This window comes from Catenulispora subtropica (assembly GCF_039531675.1).
In the GTDB taxonomy this organism is placed as follows: Bacteria; Actinomycetota; Actinomycetes; order Streptomycetales; family Catenulisporaceae; genus Catenulispora; species Catenulispora subtropica.
The window spans coordinates 76,004-90,686 of sequence record NZ_BAAAQM010000038.1 but is presented as its reverse complement, the minus strand read 5'-3'; the positions used below and the strand labels follow the sequence as shown (position 1 = coordinate 90,686).

14 protein-coding genes are annotated in these 14,683 nt (G+C 71.5%); 9 read left to right on the top strand and 5 right to left on the bottom strand.

The features are described from left to right. Window positions 1-44: 44 nt before the first annotated feature. Window positions 45-1,574 carry a ricin-type beta-trefoil lectin domain protein gene (locus ABD466_RS28540; RefSeq protein WP_344660276.1) on the bottom strand — a complete coding sequence of 510 codons (1,530 nt, stop codon included), beginning with the start codon at window positions 1,572-1,574 and terminating at the stop codon, window positions 45-47. 64 nt (window positions 1,575-1,638) lie between these two features. Beyond that, on the bottom strand, window positions 1,639-2,490 hold the full coding sequence (locus tag ABD466_RS28535) for a GntR family transcriptional regulator (protein WP_344660275.1): 852 nt from the start codon (window positions 2,488-2,490) through the stop codon (window positions 1,639-1,641). A 147-nt stretch (window positions 2,491-2,637) separates the two neighbouring features. Between ABD466_RS28535 and ABD466_RS28530 the strand changes: the two genes are divergently transcribed. From ABD466_RS28530 to ABD466_RS28505, 6 genes are read left to right on the top strand one after another with little or no spacing between them, the layout of a single operon-like run. Further along, window positions 2,638-3,996 carry an ABC transporter substrate-binding protein gene (locus ABD466_RS28530; protein WP_344660274.1) on the top strand — a complete coding sequence of 453 codons (1,359 nt, stop codon included), beginning with the start codon at window positions 2,638-2,640 and terminating at the stop codon, window positions 3,994-3,996. 1 nt (window position 3,997) lies between these two features. Further along, the gene (locus ABD466_RS28525) at window positions 3,998-4,942 is read left to right on the top strand and encodes a carbohydrate ABC transporter permease (protein WP_344660273.1); all 945 of its coding nucleotides are present in this window, start codon (window positions 3,998-4,000) and stop codon (window positions 4,940-4,942) included. Next, window positions 4,939-5,835: a carbohydrate ABC transporter permease gene (locus ABD466_RS28520; protein ID WP_425558764.1), complete on the top strand. Its 897-nt coding sequence runs from the start codon at window positions 4,939-4,941 to the stop codon at window positions 5,833-5,835. Before ABD466_RS28525 ends, ABD466_RS28520 begins: the two co-directional genes overlap by 4 nt. After that, window positions 5,832-7,097: a 6-phospho-beta-glucosidase gene (locus tag ABD466_RS28515; protein ID WP_344660272.1), complete on the top strand. Its 1,266-nt coding sequence runs from the start codon at window positions 5,832-5,834 to the stop codon at window positions 7,095-7,097. Before ABD466_RS28520 ends, ABD466_RS28515 begins: the two co-directional genes overlap by 4 nt. Next, window positions 7,082-8,065: an N-acetylglucosamine kinase gene (locus ABD466_RS28510; RefSeq protein ID WP_344660271.1), complete on the top strand. Its 984-nt coding sequence runs from the start codon at window positions 7,082-7,084 to the stop codon at window positions 8,063-8,065. Before ABD466_RS28515 ends, ABD466_RS28510 begins: the two co-directional genes overlap by 16 nt. Next, entirely contained in the window at window positions 8,062-9,558 is a 1,497-nt protein-coding gene (locus ABD466_RS28505) for a glycoside hydrolase family 3 protein (protein ID WP_344660270.1), read from the top strand. Before ABD466_RS28510 ends, ABD466_RS28505 begins: the two co-directional genes overlap by 4 nt. Here the strand turns inward: ABD466_RS28505 and ABD466_RS28500 are convergent. Next, window positions 9,464-10,519, bottom strand: a complete 1,056-nt coding sequence (locus tag ABD466_RS28500; protein ID WP_344660269.1) for a GDSL-type esterase/lipase family protein — start codon at window positions 10,517-10,519, stop codon at window positions 9,464-9,466. The two genes, ABD466_RS28505 and ABD466_RS28500, sit on opposite strands and share 95 nt — an antisense overlap. 194 nt (window positions 10,520-10,713) lie before the next feature. Between ABD466_RS28500 and ABD466_RS28495 the strand changes: the two genes are divergently transcribed. Continuing rightward, window positions 10,714-11,889 carry an AI-2E family transporter gene (locus ABD466_RS28495; RefSeq protein WP_344660268.1) on the top strand — a complete coding sequence of 392 codons (1,176 nt, stop codon included), beginning with the start codon at window positions 10,714-10,716 and terminating at the stop codon, window positions 11,887-11,889. On the opposite strand, the gene ABD466_RS28490 is transcribed toward ABD466_RS28495, so the two are convergent. Further along, complete coding sequence (locus ABD466_RS28490; RefSeq protein ID WP_344660267.1) at window positions 11,822-12,172, bottom strand: STAS domain-containing protein; 351 nt, start codon at window positions 12,170-12,172, stop codon at window positions 11,822-11,824. The genes ABD466_RS28495 and ABD466_RS28490 overlap by 68 nt on opposite strands. A 150-nt stretch (window positions 12,173-12,322) precedes the next feature. Between ABD466_RS28490 and ABD466_RS28485 the strand changes: the two genes are divergently transcribed. After that, window positions 12,323-12,763, top strand: a complete 441-nt coding sequence (locus ABD466_RS28485; RefSeq protein ID WP_344660266.1) for an ATP-binding protein — start codon at window positions 12,323-12,325, stop codon at window positions 12,761-12,763. Between the two features lie 3 nt (window positions 12,764-12,766). Further along, window positions 12,767-13,558: a SigB/SigF/SigG family RNA polymerase sigma factor gene (locus tag ABD466_RS28480; protein WP_344660265.1), complete on the top strand. Its 792-nt coding sequence runs from the start codon at window positions 12,767-12,769 to the stop codon at window positions 13,556-13,558. A gap of 95 nt (window positions 13,559-13,653) precedes the next feature. On the opposite strand, the gene ABD466_RS28475 is transcribed toward ABD466_RS28480, so the two are convergent. Then, window positions 13,654-14,658 (bottom strand): SRPBCC family protein, encoded by a 1,005-nt coding sequence (locus tag ABD466_RS28475; protein ID WP_344660264.1) that lies wholly within the window; start codon window positions 14,656-14,658, stop codon window positions 13,654-13,656. Window positions 14,659-14,683 lie beyond the last annotated feature (25 nt).

Genomic DNA, 14,683 nt, shown 5'->3' with positions numbered 1-14,683 from the left:
CCGGATGACGTCCGGCCCGGATCGGTGATCGTCGCAGGCGCCGACTACGAAGCCGTCCACTTCTGGTTGCTCTGCCCGGTGCAGGGCCACAACTCCAGCGGTGTCCCGTCGGCCGCGGCCACCGCGCCTCCGGTGACGTCCAGGCACAGCCCGGACTGCACCCCGACGAACGTGCCGTCCGCCCGCCAGGCCCACTGCTGGTTGGTCCCGCCGTTGCACGTGTAGAGGATCACCGGCGTGCCGGCCGTCGTCTTGCGGCCCTGGGCGTCCAGGCACTTGCCGAGGACCTGCAACGTGTTGTCGGTGGCGTGCACGAACTGCTGGTTGGCGGAGCCGTCGCAGTCGTAGACGTCGGCGCGCGTGGAGTTGGCGCTGGACGGCATGTCCATGCAGCGACCGCTGGCGGCGCCGACATAGGTCGTCGGGCCGACCGGGGCCAGGGCGTTGGCCGAGAACCAGGCGTTGCCGCCGCCGAGCGTCCACACCGAGACGTGGGTGATGCCCAGGTTGCGGACCAGCTGCAGCTTGGCGTCGAGCGCGGTCTGGTCGACGTAGTCGTAGAACGTGCCGCTGGAACTCCAACGGATCTCGCCGGAGCCCGGGTCGCGGCGCGAGGCGATGACGGCCGGGTCGGAGGAGTAGCCCGGGGCCTTGGTCATGTCCTTCACGGTGAGGTTGCCCGTGATGTTCTGGCACTTGTTCGTCGCGGCGTAGGCCTCGGCGGGCAGACCGGCGACGAAGCGGCTCTGCTGCGCGGCCGGTATTTGTGCGAGGGCCGAGGTCAGCAGGTCCTGCATCCAGGCGTAGGGGGAGAAGGCCAGGCACGTGCTGCCGACCGGGGACTGGTACTCGTCGTCGTACGTCATCATCACGACCTGGTCCACGCCGTCGGCCAGCACGGTGCCGTAGTTGAACCCGGTGGTGGTGTCCGGCGGGCCCTCGACCTGGAGCTTGAGACCGGCGGCGTGCAGGCCGGCGGCGAGCTCGGTCAGGAAGCTGTAGTAGTTCGCCTGGTCATCGCCGGTCCAGTCCCAGTAGTTCTCGAAGTCGACGTCGGCGCCGGTGAAGCCGATGTTCTTCACGAACGTGGTGATGGTGGAGATCGCCGCGGCACGCTTGGCTTTGGTGCCGGTCAGTGCTTCCTCGGAGGGGAGGTCGGCGAGGGAGACGGTGACGTACTGCTGCGCCGAGTGCGCCTTCACGTCGGCGGCGTTGGCCGTGCTGTAGCCGTTGCAGGCATAGGCGGGGTTGCTCGCCAGGAGGGTGTAGGGGCTGCCGTCGGTGTCGATGTCGATGTACTCGGCCTTGAGGATCCCGTTCTGCACGCGGCCGTCGGCGTACTCGGCCGGGGCGGAGCAGGTGACGTTGCCGACGGGGCCGGGGTAGAGCCATTCCTGGACCTGGATGGGAGCGGCCGCGGAGGCTGTGGTGGTCGACGCCGCGGTCGTCCCGGCTGTGCGGGCGGCCCGTGGCGCGGCGCCGGCCGGCCACGCCGCCACGCCCACCAGAAGCGCCGCCGCGGCGGCGGAAGCGGCCAGAGCCGTCCGCCGCCCGGGGGAGGGGGGAATCGTCATGGCGGACATCATGCGACTGGTATTTACCAGTGGTCAATACCAGTGCGCGGTTTTCGGTAAAGGATCACGACGCCGACGGCGCGGCGAAGTACGGGTCGCTCGGCATCGCGCCGGCGTCTCCGCTCCCCGTGGACCACTCGCCCGCCAGCACCCGGCCGCCGCCGCGGTTCCGCGTGAGCGACAGACGGGACACCACGCGGTACCGGTCGCCCCGGTACACCGAGTGCGCGAACTCCACGACGCGGCCGTCGGCGTCCTCGGTGACCCGTTCGAACAGCAGGGCCGGGAAGTGCAGCGGCACGCCGAGCAGCGCCGCCTCCTCCTCGTCGGTCACGGTCGGCTCGATGGTCTGCACGGCTTCGGTGACGCCGATGCCGTAGCGGACTTCCAACAGCTCGTAGAAGGAGTTCTCCTCCAGGTCCGCGGCGGTGATGCCGGGTACCAGCTCCTCCGGCAGGTACAGCGTGTCCACCGCCATGGGCTCGCCGTCGACCAGGCGGAGGCGGGTGACCCGCAGGACCGGTGCCGAGGGGGCCAGGCGGAGCCGGCGGCCGACGCGGGCGCCGGCCGTGATGCGGGTGAAGTCCACCGTGCGGCTGCTCCAGGTGCCGGTCACGCCGGCCACCGCGTGGGCCGTCGCCGGGCCCTGCGTCGCCGGCGCCAGGTTCTGGGCGATCTTGCGGCGCGCCACGAACATGCCCTGGCCGTGGCGGCGGACCAGCAGCCCGTCGCGGACCAGGTCGTCGACGACGGCGCGGACCGTGGGGCGGGACACCGACAGTTCGGCGCACAGGCGGCGCTCCGAGGGGATCGCCTGCCCCGGCTCCAGGGTCTCCACCAGGTCCAGCAGATGGTCGCGGACCAGGTCGCGCTTGAGCCGGCCGGCCTCGGCGGACGCCGAGGGGCTGCCGTCCATGGGACTCCTTCGTGATGCGTGGTGCGTGCTGTGCGGGGCCTTTCCGGGCAGGCCGAAGGCGCCCCGGTGCCGCCATCCTGCCGGAGCGACCGGCAACTGGTCAACCCATTGCGCAACTGGTAAGCCAACTGGTAAACACCTCTGCTCATGAGAACCCCACTGCGACGGGCCCGGGTCTCGATCCCCGCCCTGCTATGCGCCGCCGCGCTGCTCGCCGGCTGCGGGACCGGTGGCACCGACGCCTCCGGGTCGGCACCGAAGGCGCGCACCGGTGCGGACGACACCACACCGGTCACGATCACGTTCTGGCACGCGTTCACCGACGACCGCGAGGTCGACGCGGTGGCCAAGGTGCTGGACAAGTTCCACGCGAAGTACCCGTACATCACGGTGAACGCGGTGAAGGGCCAGACCGACGACAAGATCAACCAGGCTGTGCGCGGCGGTACGGCACCGGACGTCGCCGCCTCGTTCAACGCCGGCAACGTCGGCGGGTGGTGCTCCTCCGGCGGTATGCAGGACCTGGGGCCGGACATCGCCGCCGACAAGGTGGACCTGTCGGTGATCCCGAAGGCGGTCCAGGACTACACCGCCTTCAAAGGCAAGCGCTGCACCATGCCGTGGCTGGCCGACACCTTCGGGCTCTACTACAACAAGAAGCTGTTCGCCGCGGCGGGCATCGCCGAACCGCCGAAGACCATGTCCGAGCTCGCCGACGACGCCAAGAAGCTGACCGCCTACAACGGCGACGGGTCGATCAGGGTCGCCGGCTTCATGCCCTACATGGGCGGCTACGAGATGGTGACCGAGCACCTGGTGACCGCATGGGGCGGTCAGTGGCTGACCGCCGACGGCAAGTCCAACACCAGTCAGGACCCCGCCTTCGCCGCCGCGCTCACCTGGCAGAAGAAGCTCGTCGACACGATGGGGGCGGACAAGCTCAAGGCGTTCAAGACCGCGATGGCGCCCGAGCAGTCGGCCCAGAACGCCTTCGAAGCCGGCAACCTGGCGATGATGGTCGACGGCGAGTGGCGCACCGCGTTCATCAAGGGTGACCAGTCCGCCGTGGACTACGGCACCGCTCCGATCCCGGCGGCCGACGACCATCCCGAGCTGTACGGCTCCGGCTACGTCGGCGGCAACGTCATCGGCATCCCCAAGGGCAGCAAGCACCCGGACGCGGCCTGGAAGCTGGTGAAGTTCCTGTCCACCGACACCGACGCGCTGGTCACCCTGGCCAACGACGTCGGCAACGTGCCGACCACGCTGCCCGCGCTGGACTCCCCGCAGCTCACGCTGACCTCCGACCCGCACTTCAAGACGTTCCTGGACGTGTACAAGAACCCGCACACGTCGACGACCCCGGCCGCGGCCGACGGCGGCGCCTACGTCACCAACTTCGAGCCCTTCGCCGAGAAGTGGCAGGACGGCGGCGTGCCGGACCTCAAGGCGGGACTGGCCGAGCTGGACAAGCAGAACGACGCGGCACTCTCGCTCGGGTCCTGACATGGCGATCCCGCACGTGCTCGCCCCTCGGGCGGCGGCCCACCGCCGCCGCCTGGTGGTGGCCGCCTTCCTCGCGCCGGGCGTGGTGGGGATCGGGCTGTTCCTGATCTATCCGCTGCTCACCACCGTCTACCTGTCCTTCACCAACTCCAACATGATCTCCCCGGCCAAGTGGGTCGGCCTGCGCAACTACCGCTACCTGTTCACTCAGGACCCTTCGATCTGGCAGGCCGTCCGCAACACCGGCTGGCTGGTCGCGATCATGGTCCCGGCCCAGCTGCTGTTCGCGCTCGGCGTCGCCATGGTCACCGCGCGGCTGAAGGCCGGAGCCGGGATCTACCGCACCTTGTTCTACCTGCCCGCGCTGGCGCCGCCGGTCGCCGCCACCGTCGCCTTCGTGTGCCTGTTCACCCCCGGCACCGGCCCGGTCGACCACCTGCTGCACGCCCTGGGGCTGCCGCAGCCGCTGTGGTTCACGTCCGAGACGTGGTCCAAGCCCGGCCTGGCGCTGCTGGCGCTGTGGGGGAGCGGCAGCAGCATGGTGATCTTCCTGGCCGCGCTGCTGGACGTCCCGGCCGAGCTCTACGAGGCCGCGGCGCTCGACGGCGCCGGCTCCTGGCAGCGGTTCCGCCGGATCACGCTGCCGACCATCTCCCCGGTCCTGCTGTTCTCGGCGGTGACCGGCGTGATCGCCGCCCTGCAGTACTTCACCCAGGCCGTCGTGGCGCAGCAGACCGCCGGGAACAGCCGGATCGGCGTGCCGCCCGGCTACCCGAACGGCAGCACCCTGACGTATTCGCAATGGCTGTACGTCGTCGGCTTCGGCCAGTTCCACATGGGCTACGCGTGCGCGCTGGCCGTGCTGCTGTTCGCCGCCACCATGCTCGCCACAGTCGTCCTGCTCCGCCGGGCGTCCGGTTTCACTCCGCAGGAGGCCGCGTCGTGACCGCCGTCGCTCCCGGACGTGCCGGCACCCCGGCCGTCTCAGCCCGCCGCGCTTCCGTGGCACGGGCCCGCCGCCGCCGGATCCTGGTCTGGATCGCGGATCACACGGTCGCGGTGAGCCTGGTCGTGCTGTTCACGTTCCCCCTGGTGTTCATCGTCCTCACCTCGGTGATGACCGACCAGCAGGCGCTCACCCCGGACCTGTGGCCGCGGCACTGGCAGTGGTCCAACTACGCCGAGGTGTTCCGGCGCGCGCCGGTGTTCACCTGGCTCCGCAACACGGTGGTGTACGCGGTGCTGGCCACCGCGGCGATGCTGGTGTCCAGCGTGCCGATCGCGTACGCGCTGGCCCGTTTCAGGTTCCGCGGCCGCAACACCGCGTTCCTGGCGGTGCTGACGATGATGATGCTGCCGCCGCAGGTGCTGGTGATCCCCATGTACTTGTTCTGGGCGCATCTGCACCTGACCGGGACCGTCTGGCCGCTGGTGGTGCCGTCGCTGTTCGGCGACGCGTTCTCGGTGTTCCTGTTGCGCCAGTTCCTGCTGACGCTGCCCCAGGAGTACCTGGACGCCGCCAAGATCGACGGCTGCGGCGAGATCAGGGCCCTGGTCCGGGTGGTGCTGCCGATGATGAAGCCGGCCGTCGCCGCCGTCGCCCTGTTCCAGTTCTTCTCGGCCTGGAACGACTACTACGGGCCGCTCATCTACACCGGGGAGAACCCGCAGCACTGGACGCTGGCCGTCGGGCTCGCCGGATTCCGCACGTCCCAGGCCGTGGAGTGGAACCTCACCATGGCCGCCACCGTGATCGCCATGGCCCCGGTGATCATCGTGTTCTTTTTCGCTCAGCGCGCCTTCATCGAGGGCGTCACCATGACAGGAGTCAAGGGTTGAAGATCGTCGTCGTCGGTGGCGGTTCCACCTACACCCCCGAACTGGCCGACGGGTTCGCCCGGCTGTACGGACAGCTCCCGCTGGAGGAGCTGGTGCTCGTCGACGTGCCTGCCGCCGCCGACCGGCTCTCCCTGGTCGGCGGGGTCTCCGCGCGGATCCTCTCCCGGCTCGGCCATCCCGGCCGGGTGGTGACGTCCGTGGCGCTGGACGAGGCGCTGGAAGGCGCGTCAGCCGTGCTGCTGCAACTGCGGGTCGGCGGGCAGGCCGCCCGGCACAGCGACGAGACCTTTCCGCTGATGTGCGGTTGCGTCGGCCAGGAGACCAGCGGCGCGGGCGGCCTCGCCAAGGCGCTGCGGACCGTGCCGGTGGTGCTGGACATCGCCGAGCGGGTGCGGCACGTCGCCCCGGAGGCCTGGATCGTGGACTTCACCAACCCGGTCGGGATCGTGACGCGGGCGCTGCTGGACGCCGGGCATCGCGCGGTGGGGCTGTGCAACGTCGCGAAGGGGTTCCAGCACACGTTCGGGGACTGGCTCGGGGCGGACCCCGAGGAGGTGGAGCTGGACCACGTCGGTCTGAACCACCTGACGTGGGAGCTCGGGGTGCGGGTGCGGGGCGAGGACGTGATGCCCGAGCTGCTGGCCCAGCACGCCGACAGCTTGGCGGCGAGGTGCATGCTGCCGGTCGACGTGCTGGAGCGGCTGGGCGTGATCCCGTCCTATTACCTGCGCTACTACTACGGGCACGACCGGGTGGTCGAGGAGCAGCGGAGCGCGCCGTCCCGGGCCGAGGCGGTGACCGAACTGGAGAAGCAGCTGCTGGCGCTGTATGCCGACCCGACGCTGGACACCAAGCCGGCACTGCTCGGCGAGCGCGGCGGGACGTACTACTCGGAGGCGGCGGTCGCGCTGGTCGGCGGATTGCTGCGGGACACCGGTTCGACGCAGGTGGCGAACGTGCGCAACGGCAGGACCCTGCCGTTCCTGCCGGAGCGGGCGGTGATCGAGGTGCCGTGCCGGATCGGCGCGGCCGGGGCCGAACCGCTGCCGGTGGCGGAGCTCGACCCGTTGTATGCGGGGCTGATCGCGCACGTGTCGGCGTATGAGGAACTGGCGGTGCGGGCGGCGGTCGAGGGCGGTGTCGAGCGGGTGGAGCGGGCACTTCTGGCGCATCCGCTGATCGGGCAGATCGGTCCGGCGCGGGAGCTGGCGGCGGAGCTGGTGACGCGGAACGCGGACTTTCTGCCGTGGGCCGCGCGGTGAGGCTGCTCGCGGTCGACGGGGGGAACAGCAAGACGGACGTGGTGCTGGCCGACAGGGACGGAAGGGTGCTGCGACGGGTGCGCAGCGGGTCGTTCCGGCCGCAGGTGACGGGTGTCGGTGCGGCGTTGGACGCGCTGGGGGAGGCGATCGCCGAAGCGCTCGACGGCGCTGACGGCGTCGTCGGGCAGCTGTCCGCCTTCGTCGCGGGGGCCGATCTCCCGGCTGAGGAGGCCGTGCTGGCCGAGGCGTTCGCCGCTCGCGGCTGGGCCGAGCGGGTGCACGTCGCGAACGACACGTTCGCGGTGCTGCACGCGGGATCGCGGTCCGGGACGGGTGTCGCAGTGGTCTGCGGTACCGGGATCAACTGCGTCGGCCTGGCCGCAGACGGCCGGGTGGCGCGGTTCCCGGCGCTCGGCGCGATCTCCGGCGACTGGGGCGGCGGCATCGACCTCGGTGCCGGGGCGCTCTGGCACGCGGCGCGGGCCGAGGACGGTCGCGGGCCCGAGACGGTGTTGCGGACGGCGGTCGCCGAGTACTTCGGCCGCGCCTCGGTCGCGGAGGTGACCGAGGCGCTGCACACCGGCGCCCTCCACCACGCGGCGCTGCCCGGACTGGCCCGGCCGCTGTTCGACGCCGCGACGGCCGGGGACGCGGTGGCGCTCGCGCTCGTGGACCGGCTGGCCGAGGAGATCGTCGCGATGGGTGTCACAGCCCTGCGACGCCTCGACCTTCTGGACGATCCGGCTGAAGTGGTGCTCGGCGGCGGGATCCTGGCCGCCGGGCACCCGCGGCTGGCGGCACGGGTGGCCGCCGGGTTCGCCGGCGTCGCGCCGCGGGCCGTGCTGCGGACGGTCGACCTGCCTCCCGTCGCCGGCGCCGCGCTGCACGCGCTCGGCGTGCTGCATCAGAACCCGGACACACTCCGAGCCGCGCGCGAACGGCTGCTCGACGAATGCGGAGCCTCATGAACACCGATCTCGAACGCCGGGCCGACGCCACCGTCTTCCCCGGGTTCTCCGGAACGGCCGTGCCGGACTGGCTGCGGCGCCGGATCGCCGAGGGCGTGCGGGGCGTCGTGCTCTACCACGACAACATGGCCGGGCCGGAGGCGCTGGCGCGGCTCACCGCCGGCCTGCGGGCCGAGCGCGCCGATCTGCTGATCGCGCTGGACGAGGAGGGCGGCGACGTCACCCGGCTGCACCTGGCCGAGGGCAGCCCGTGGCCGGGGAACCTGGCCCTCGGGGCGGCCGGCGACCCGGAGCTGACCCGCGAGGTCGCCCACTCGATCGGCACGACGCTCGCCGGGCTGGGGGTCAACGTCGACCTGGCGCCGGTCGTCGACGTGAACACCGCCGCCGGCAACCCGGTGATCGGCACCCGCTCGTTCGGCGCGGAGCCGGAGTCGGTCGCGGCACACGGCGCGGCCTATGTCAGGGGCCTGCAGGCGACAGGCGTCGCCGGATGCGCCAAGCATTTCCCGGGCCACGGTTCCACGGTGGTCGACTCGCACCACGACCTGCCGGTGGTGGCGGAGGACCGCGAGGCGTTCGAGGCGGTGGCGCTGCCGCCGTTCCGGGCCGCGATCGAAGCCGGGGTGGCGGCGGTGATGACGGCGCACATCCGGCTGCCGGCTTATGACGACGTCCCGGCGACGATCAGCCGGGCGGTGCTGACCGGCCTGCTGCGCGAACAGCTCGGCTTCGACGGCCTGGTGATCACCGACTCGCTGGAGATGCACGCGGTCTGCGACCGCTACGGCATCGCCGGCACCGCCGTCAGAGCCTTGGCCGCCGGTGCCGACGCCCTCTGCGTCGGGACGCACCGCGGCGAGGCGCGAGCTCGCATGCTGCGGGAGGAGATCACGGCGGCTGTGCGGCGCGGAGAGCTGACCGAGGAGCGGTTGACGCAGGCGGCGCGGCGGGTGGAGGTGCTCGCCGAACGGTTCGCGCCAGGGAGATCCTCGGGCTCGATCGACGGCGCGCCGGACCGGAGTTCCCTCACCGCGGCCCGCCGTGCGCTGACCAGCGCCGACCTCGTCCCGCTGACGGCCCCACCCCTGGTCATCGAACTCCACGACGAGCCGACTCCCGCGATCGGCGCCACCGCGTGGGGCCTGGGCGCCCTCCTCGCCGACCGCCTCTCCGGCACCACGGTGGTCCACACCGACGCCGATGCCGTCCCACCGCCCGACCCGAACCGTCCTCTGCTCCTCGTGGTCCGCGATCTGCACCGCCGTCCTCGAACCGCCGCCGTCGTCGCCGACCTGCTCGCGGCCCGCCCGGACGCGGTCCTCGTCGAAATGGGCCTGCCGCGGTACCGGCCGCCTCAAGGCACCGCGTTCCTCGCCACGCGCGGCGCGTCGCGAGTCAGCGCGCTCGCGGCGGTCGAGGTGCTGACGGGCCGGCGAGGACCCGCACCGGTTTCGACCGCCGGCCCAGCCGCTCGCCGCGAGCGGGGGTGACGTCGAACTCGTAGACATGACCCGGCGCCAAACCCCGGGCCCGCCAATGGTCGCCCAGGACGGGCAGGGGGCCCAGCGCGCGCCGCTCCCCGAGTGTGATGTCCCGCATCGCGACCCGGTACGCGGACGCGCCCCGCACCCGGCTCCACCGAAGCTGCACGCTCCCGCCCCGGCTCGGAGTCGCGGCGAGCGCCGGCTCGGTCAACGGCAGATCCCTCGGCCGGTCGTGGGGCGCGCTCCACGGCCGGCGGCCGACGCCGAACTCACGCAGCACTTCGGCGAACGCGGCGGCCATGACCAGTTCGCCGCCCGGGTTCGGGTGGATCGCGTCGTAGGTGTCGGAGGCGGGGTCGAAGCCGCTGCGGACGTCCACCAAAGCGACGCGGGACCGCGGCGTGGACCATGCGGCGAGCGCCGACGGCAGCTTGGCGTTGTAGTCCTTCAGCGTCTCCCGGAACCACGCGTTCCCCCACGAAGACGTCCCGGCGACGTTCGCGACCAGGACTGTCACCTCCGGTGCGGCGGCGCGGGCCTCGGAGACGACCGCGCCCAGGTCCCGCAGCGCCTGCTCGGGCGGTCCCACCATGGCGAGGTCGTTGAACCCCAGCTGGATCAGGAGGAAGTCCGGTTGCTCGGCCGCGACCACGTCACGGACGGCGCCGCGCGCCGCGTGCGCGGTCCACCCCGGTCGCGCGCAGTGCCGTCCTGCGAAAGTGCCGTCTCGATAGGGACCCGTCATCGGATTCGCGGCCTCGACACCCGTCGGCGCCGACCGCCCCTCCACGAGCGCCAGCAGTACCGGATCCTCGTACATCGAGAACGTCCCGCTGTACGGTCCCACGAACTCGGCGGCCGTGTCCGTGCGCCGATAGTGCTCGCCCAGCCGCCACCGCCATGTGTAGTCGTCCTGCATCCCGCTGGCGAGCGAATCGCCCAGGATCATGATCCGCGGTGCCCGCACAGGCTCCAGCCTCCTCCTCGGTCGCGAGGAGGAAGACGTGCCCGCCCGCCCGGGCACCCAAACGATCTGATCGAGTGCCCGTTTGACTTCCGTGATCGCGGCTATCAGGAGCCTGGCCACCGGGGATCCCCCCCGCCCGGTGGCTGCCGCATCCGAGGCGACCGCCGCGGATGCGGAGGCGAGGAGGAGTCTGTATGCCAGAGCCTTCCCGGATCCGCGGGAACGCGTCATCCCCAGGCGGTTCCTGGGTCCGGACAGGATTCGGGCTCGGCATCGGGCTCCTCCTCGCTTACGGACTCGCCCAGGCGCTGCTCGGAGCCGAGCAGGTTCTCCTGCTCGCCCTGCTGTCCCTGTTCATCGCCGTCAGCTTGGAGCCCGCGGTGGCGGCGCTGGTGCGGCTCGGCGCGCGACGGGGCGTGGCCGTGGCAGTGGTCGTGGCGGGGATGCTCGGCGTGGTGGCGGTGTTCGTCGCGCTCGCGGTGCCGCCGGTGACCACCGAGATCGACGCGCTGGTGAAGGCTGTGCCGGTGTGGATCCAGCAGCTGCACGACCACCACTCGGCCCTGGGTCGGCTGGAGGACCGCTACCAGGTCCTGGAGAAGGTGAAGCAGCACTTCTCCGGGCCGGACGCGGGTTCGGCGCTGTTCTCCGGCGTGCTGGGCATGGGACGGCGGCTGGTGGGCGCGGTCGCGGGCCTCCTGGCCGTCAGCACCCTGACCATCTATCTGCTCACCGGCATGCCGGTGATCAAGCGGTTCGCCCTGCGGTTCGTGCGCGCGCCGCGGCGGGAGACCGTGGGGGACCTCACCGACCGGATCATGACGCAGGTCGGCCGCTACATGCTGGCGAACGTCGCGACCTCGGTGCTGGCCGGGCTGGCGACGTTCGCGTGGGCGTGGCCCTTCGGCATCCCGTATCCGGCGCTGCTGGGGATGTTCGTCGCCATCATGGACCTGGTCCCGATCATCGGCTCCACCGTCGGCGGGATCGTGGTCAGCCTGGTGGCGCTGGCCGTCTCGGTCCCGGTGGCGGCCGCGACGGCCGTCTACTACACGGTGTTCCGCTTCGCCGAGGACCATCTGGTCAACCCGCTGACGATGAAGTACGTGGTGCGCATCCACCCGGCGGCCACGATGCTCGCCGTGCTGGCCGGCGGCACGCTGCTGGGCATCGTCGGCGCGCTGGTCGCGGTGCCGGCCGCCACCGCGGTCGGGCTGATCCTGGAGGAGGTGGTGTTCCCGGAACGGGATGCCGCCGAGCCGGGCGGCGTTCCCCGGCCCCAGGCCGCCGCCGTCCAGACCCTCAGCTCACCGGGTCCGGATCAGGCTCGCCGTCCGGCAGCGGCCCGACCACCGAGAACAGGCTCGTGACACCGGCCAGCTCCAGGACCCGCAGCACCGGTTCGGACGGCGCGGCGAGCGCGAACCCGCAGTTCTGGTGGGAGGCCCGCTGCATGGTCTGCACCAGCACCCGCAGGCCCATCGAGTCCAGGAACGTGACCCCGGAGAGGTCGAAGACCACGTCCGTGGGCGCCGACGGCCACGCGGCGTCCACGTCGGTCTGGAACCGGGCGTGGGCTGCGAGGTCCACGTCCCCGGTGACTGTGTACACCAGGAGTCCACCGGTCTGCTGTGAGGTACAAGAGAACTCCATGTCGGCTCCTAGCCCGTGGGTGCCGTGCGATGCGGGGTCCAGCTTTCGGTATGCCCGCCAAGTCTGTCAACTGATGCATGAATTTTTTCTCGTGTTTTATGCTTCATAGGTGTGCCCACGTAGGTGACCCACGACGACCGGGGAGCGACCATGGATCCTGAACCACCCACGGCACAGACGGTGCCGGCCACCCGGCCGGAGACGGACACGGTCCTGATCCGTGTGCCGGCCCACCCCGACTACCTGGCCATCATCCGGTCCGCCTCCGCGCACGTCGGCACCAAGCTCGGGTGCACCCTGGCGGAGGTCTCCGATCTGCGCCTGGCGTTGGACGAGGCCTGCGGCCTGCTGCTGCGGCACACCGTCCAGGACCCGGTCCCCGACGGCGGCGGCGACCTGGAGTGCCGGTTCGTGCTCGACGGCGAGGCCCTGCGCGTCGTGCTGAGCCTGCAGGCCCGCGACGCCGTCCGGCCCGAGACCGACGAGTTCGGCTGGACGATCCTGACCGCGCTGGTCGACGACTTCCTGTGGCGCGTCGACGGTCCGACCGTGCACGTCGAGATCGTGAAGCGCCGAACGCCGGGGAGGTGATCCATGGACGCGTCCGTCGAGCCGGGCGACCGGGCCCGCGAACGGGCCGCCGCCCGCGAGGCGCTGCTCCGTCTCAAAGCTCTGCCACCCGACGACGCCGAGTACGCCGACCTGCGCGAACACGTCATCGGCGAGTACATGTCCTACGCCCGCTACCTCGCCGGCAAGTTCCAGCTCCGCGGCGAGTCGCTGTCCGATCTGGAACAGGTGGCCTACCTGGGCCTGGTCAAGGCGGTCGACAACTACGACCCCGAGTACGGCACGACCTTCCTCACCTACGCCACCCCGATGATCGCCGGCGAGATCAAGCGCCACTTCCGCGACACCACGTGGGACCTCCACGTCCCGCGCAGCATGCAGGAACTGTCCACCCTCGTCCGCGCCGCCGAGGCGGAGCTGACCCAGCGCGACGGCACCCCGCCGACCGCCGCCGACCTCGCCCGCCACCTGGACCGCTCACCCGACGAGATCGCCGAGGCCTACGAGGCGGCCGCGGCCCACGACGCCGCGTCCCTGGACGTGCCCGTGGCCATGGCCGACGGCGACGGCGCCACCCTGGGCGAGCTCCTCGGCGACGACGACCCCGGCTTCGACAAGATCGTCGACCGCGAGGCGCTCAGACCGCTGCTCGCGGAACTCGGCGCGCGGGACAAGCGGATCCTGCTGATGCGGTTCTTCCGCAACATGTCCCAGGCGCAGATCGGCGCCGAGCTCGGCGTCTCGCAGATGCAGGTGTCACGGCTGCTGACGCAGATCCTGAGCCGGCTCCGTGAGGGCGTCGAGTCAGGGCACTGAGAAGTGCCGGATGGGCGGCGCCGCCGGGAACCCGGCGGCGCCGCCCCTTCCTCCGGACCTCAGAGCCCGGACGCGGCCGCCGGCCGAGGCGGCTCTCAGTTCTTCGCGGTCTGCACCGCGACCAGTTCCTCGGCCATCGTCCGCAACCGCGCCGGGTCCAGGTCGCGCCGCAGCCTCGGGAACTCCTCGCGCTCCTCGTGCTCGGCGTGGGCCAGCACGGCCGAGCGCAGCTCCTCGAACCAGGCGTCGAACTCGTAGCCGTTCATGCTCAGGTCCTCGACCTCGGCGATCAGCTGATCGGCCCGCTGCTCCTCGCCGAGGCGGGCGTTGGCCATCTGGCTGCCGCCTTCGACGCTGTTGCGCGTCACCGGGTGCACCACGCGCTGCTCGCCCTTCTCATGGGTCTTCAACAGGTCCACCAGCTCGGCGAACAGCAGCTGCTTCTCCGGCCCTTCGGCGGCCGACGTCCGGTCCAGGAGGTCCTTCACCTGCTGGTGCTGGCTCGTCAGGATGTCGACGACGTCGGGTGCGGAGCCCGCTGATGCGGTCGACGCCGCCGATTCCGCCGATTCCCTCGGCATCGCAGGTTCCGCCGGCATCGCAGGTTCCGTCGGCACCGCTGCCCGCGCCGGTGCCGAACCGGCCGTCTCGGGAATCTCACCGCGCCACTGCCCGGTCTCACTGCCGCGCGCCTCGATGAACCGCCGGAAGCGTTCCAGGTCGGCCTTGATCTGGAGGCGGTCGGCGCCGATCAGGCCGCCGGCCTTCTCCATCAGCCCCTGCGGCTGCCACCCCAGGTCGACGGTGACCCGGGTCCGCTCCTCGGCCAGGGCCTCGAACGTGACGGTGCCGCTGTGCCGCACGTCGCCGTCCGTACTGCGCCACGCGATCCGCTGGTCGGGAAGCTGCTCGACGATCTCCGCGTCGAACTCCCGGCGCGCGCCGGCCACCTCCGTCACCCAGTGCGTGCGGCGGTCGTCGAGCTGCTGGACGGCCACCACCCCCGTCATGAATTCCGGGAACGATGCGAACTGCGTCCACTGGTTGTAGGCGGTCCGGACCGGAACCCGGACGTCGACGGACGTGGTCACGTCACTCATGCTGCGTCCTTCCTCAGTGCGGGCG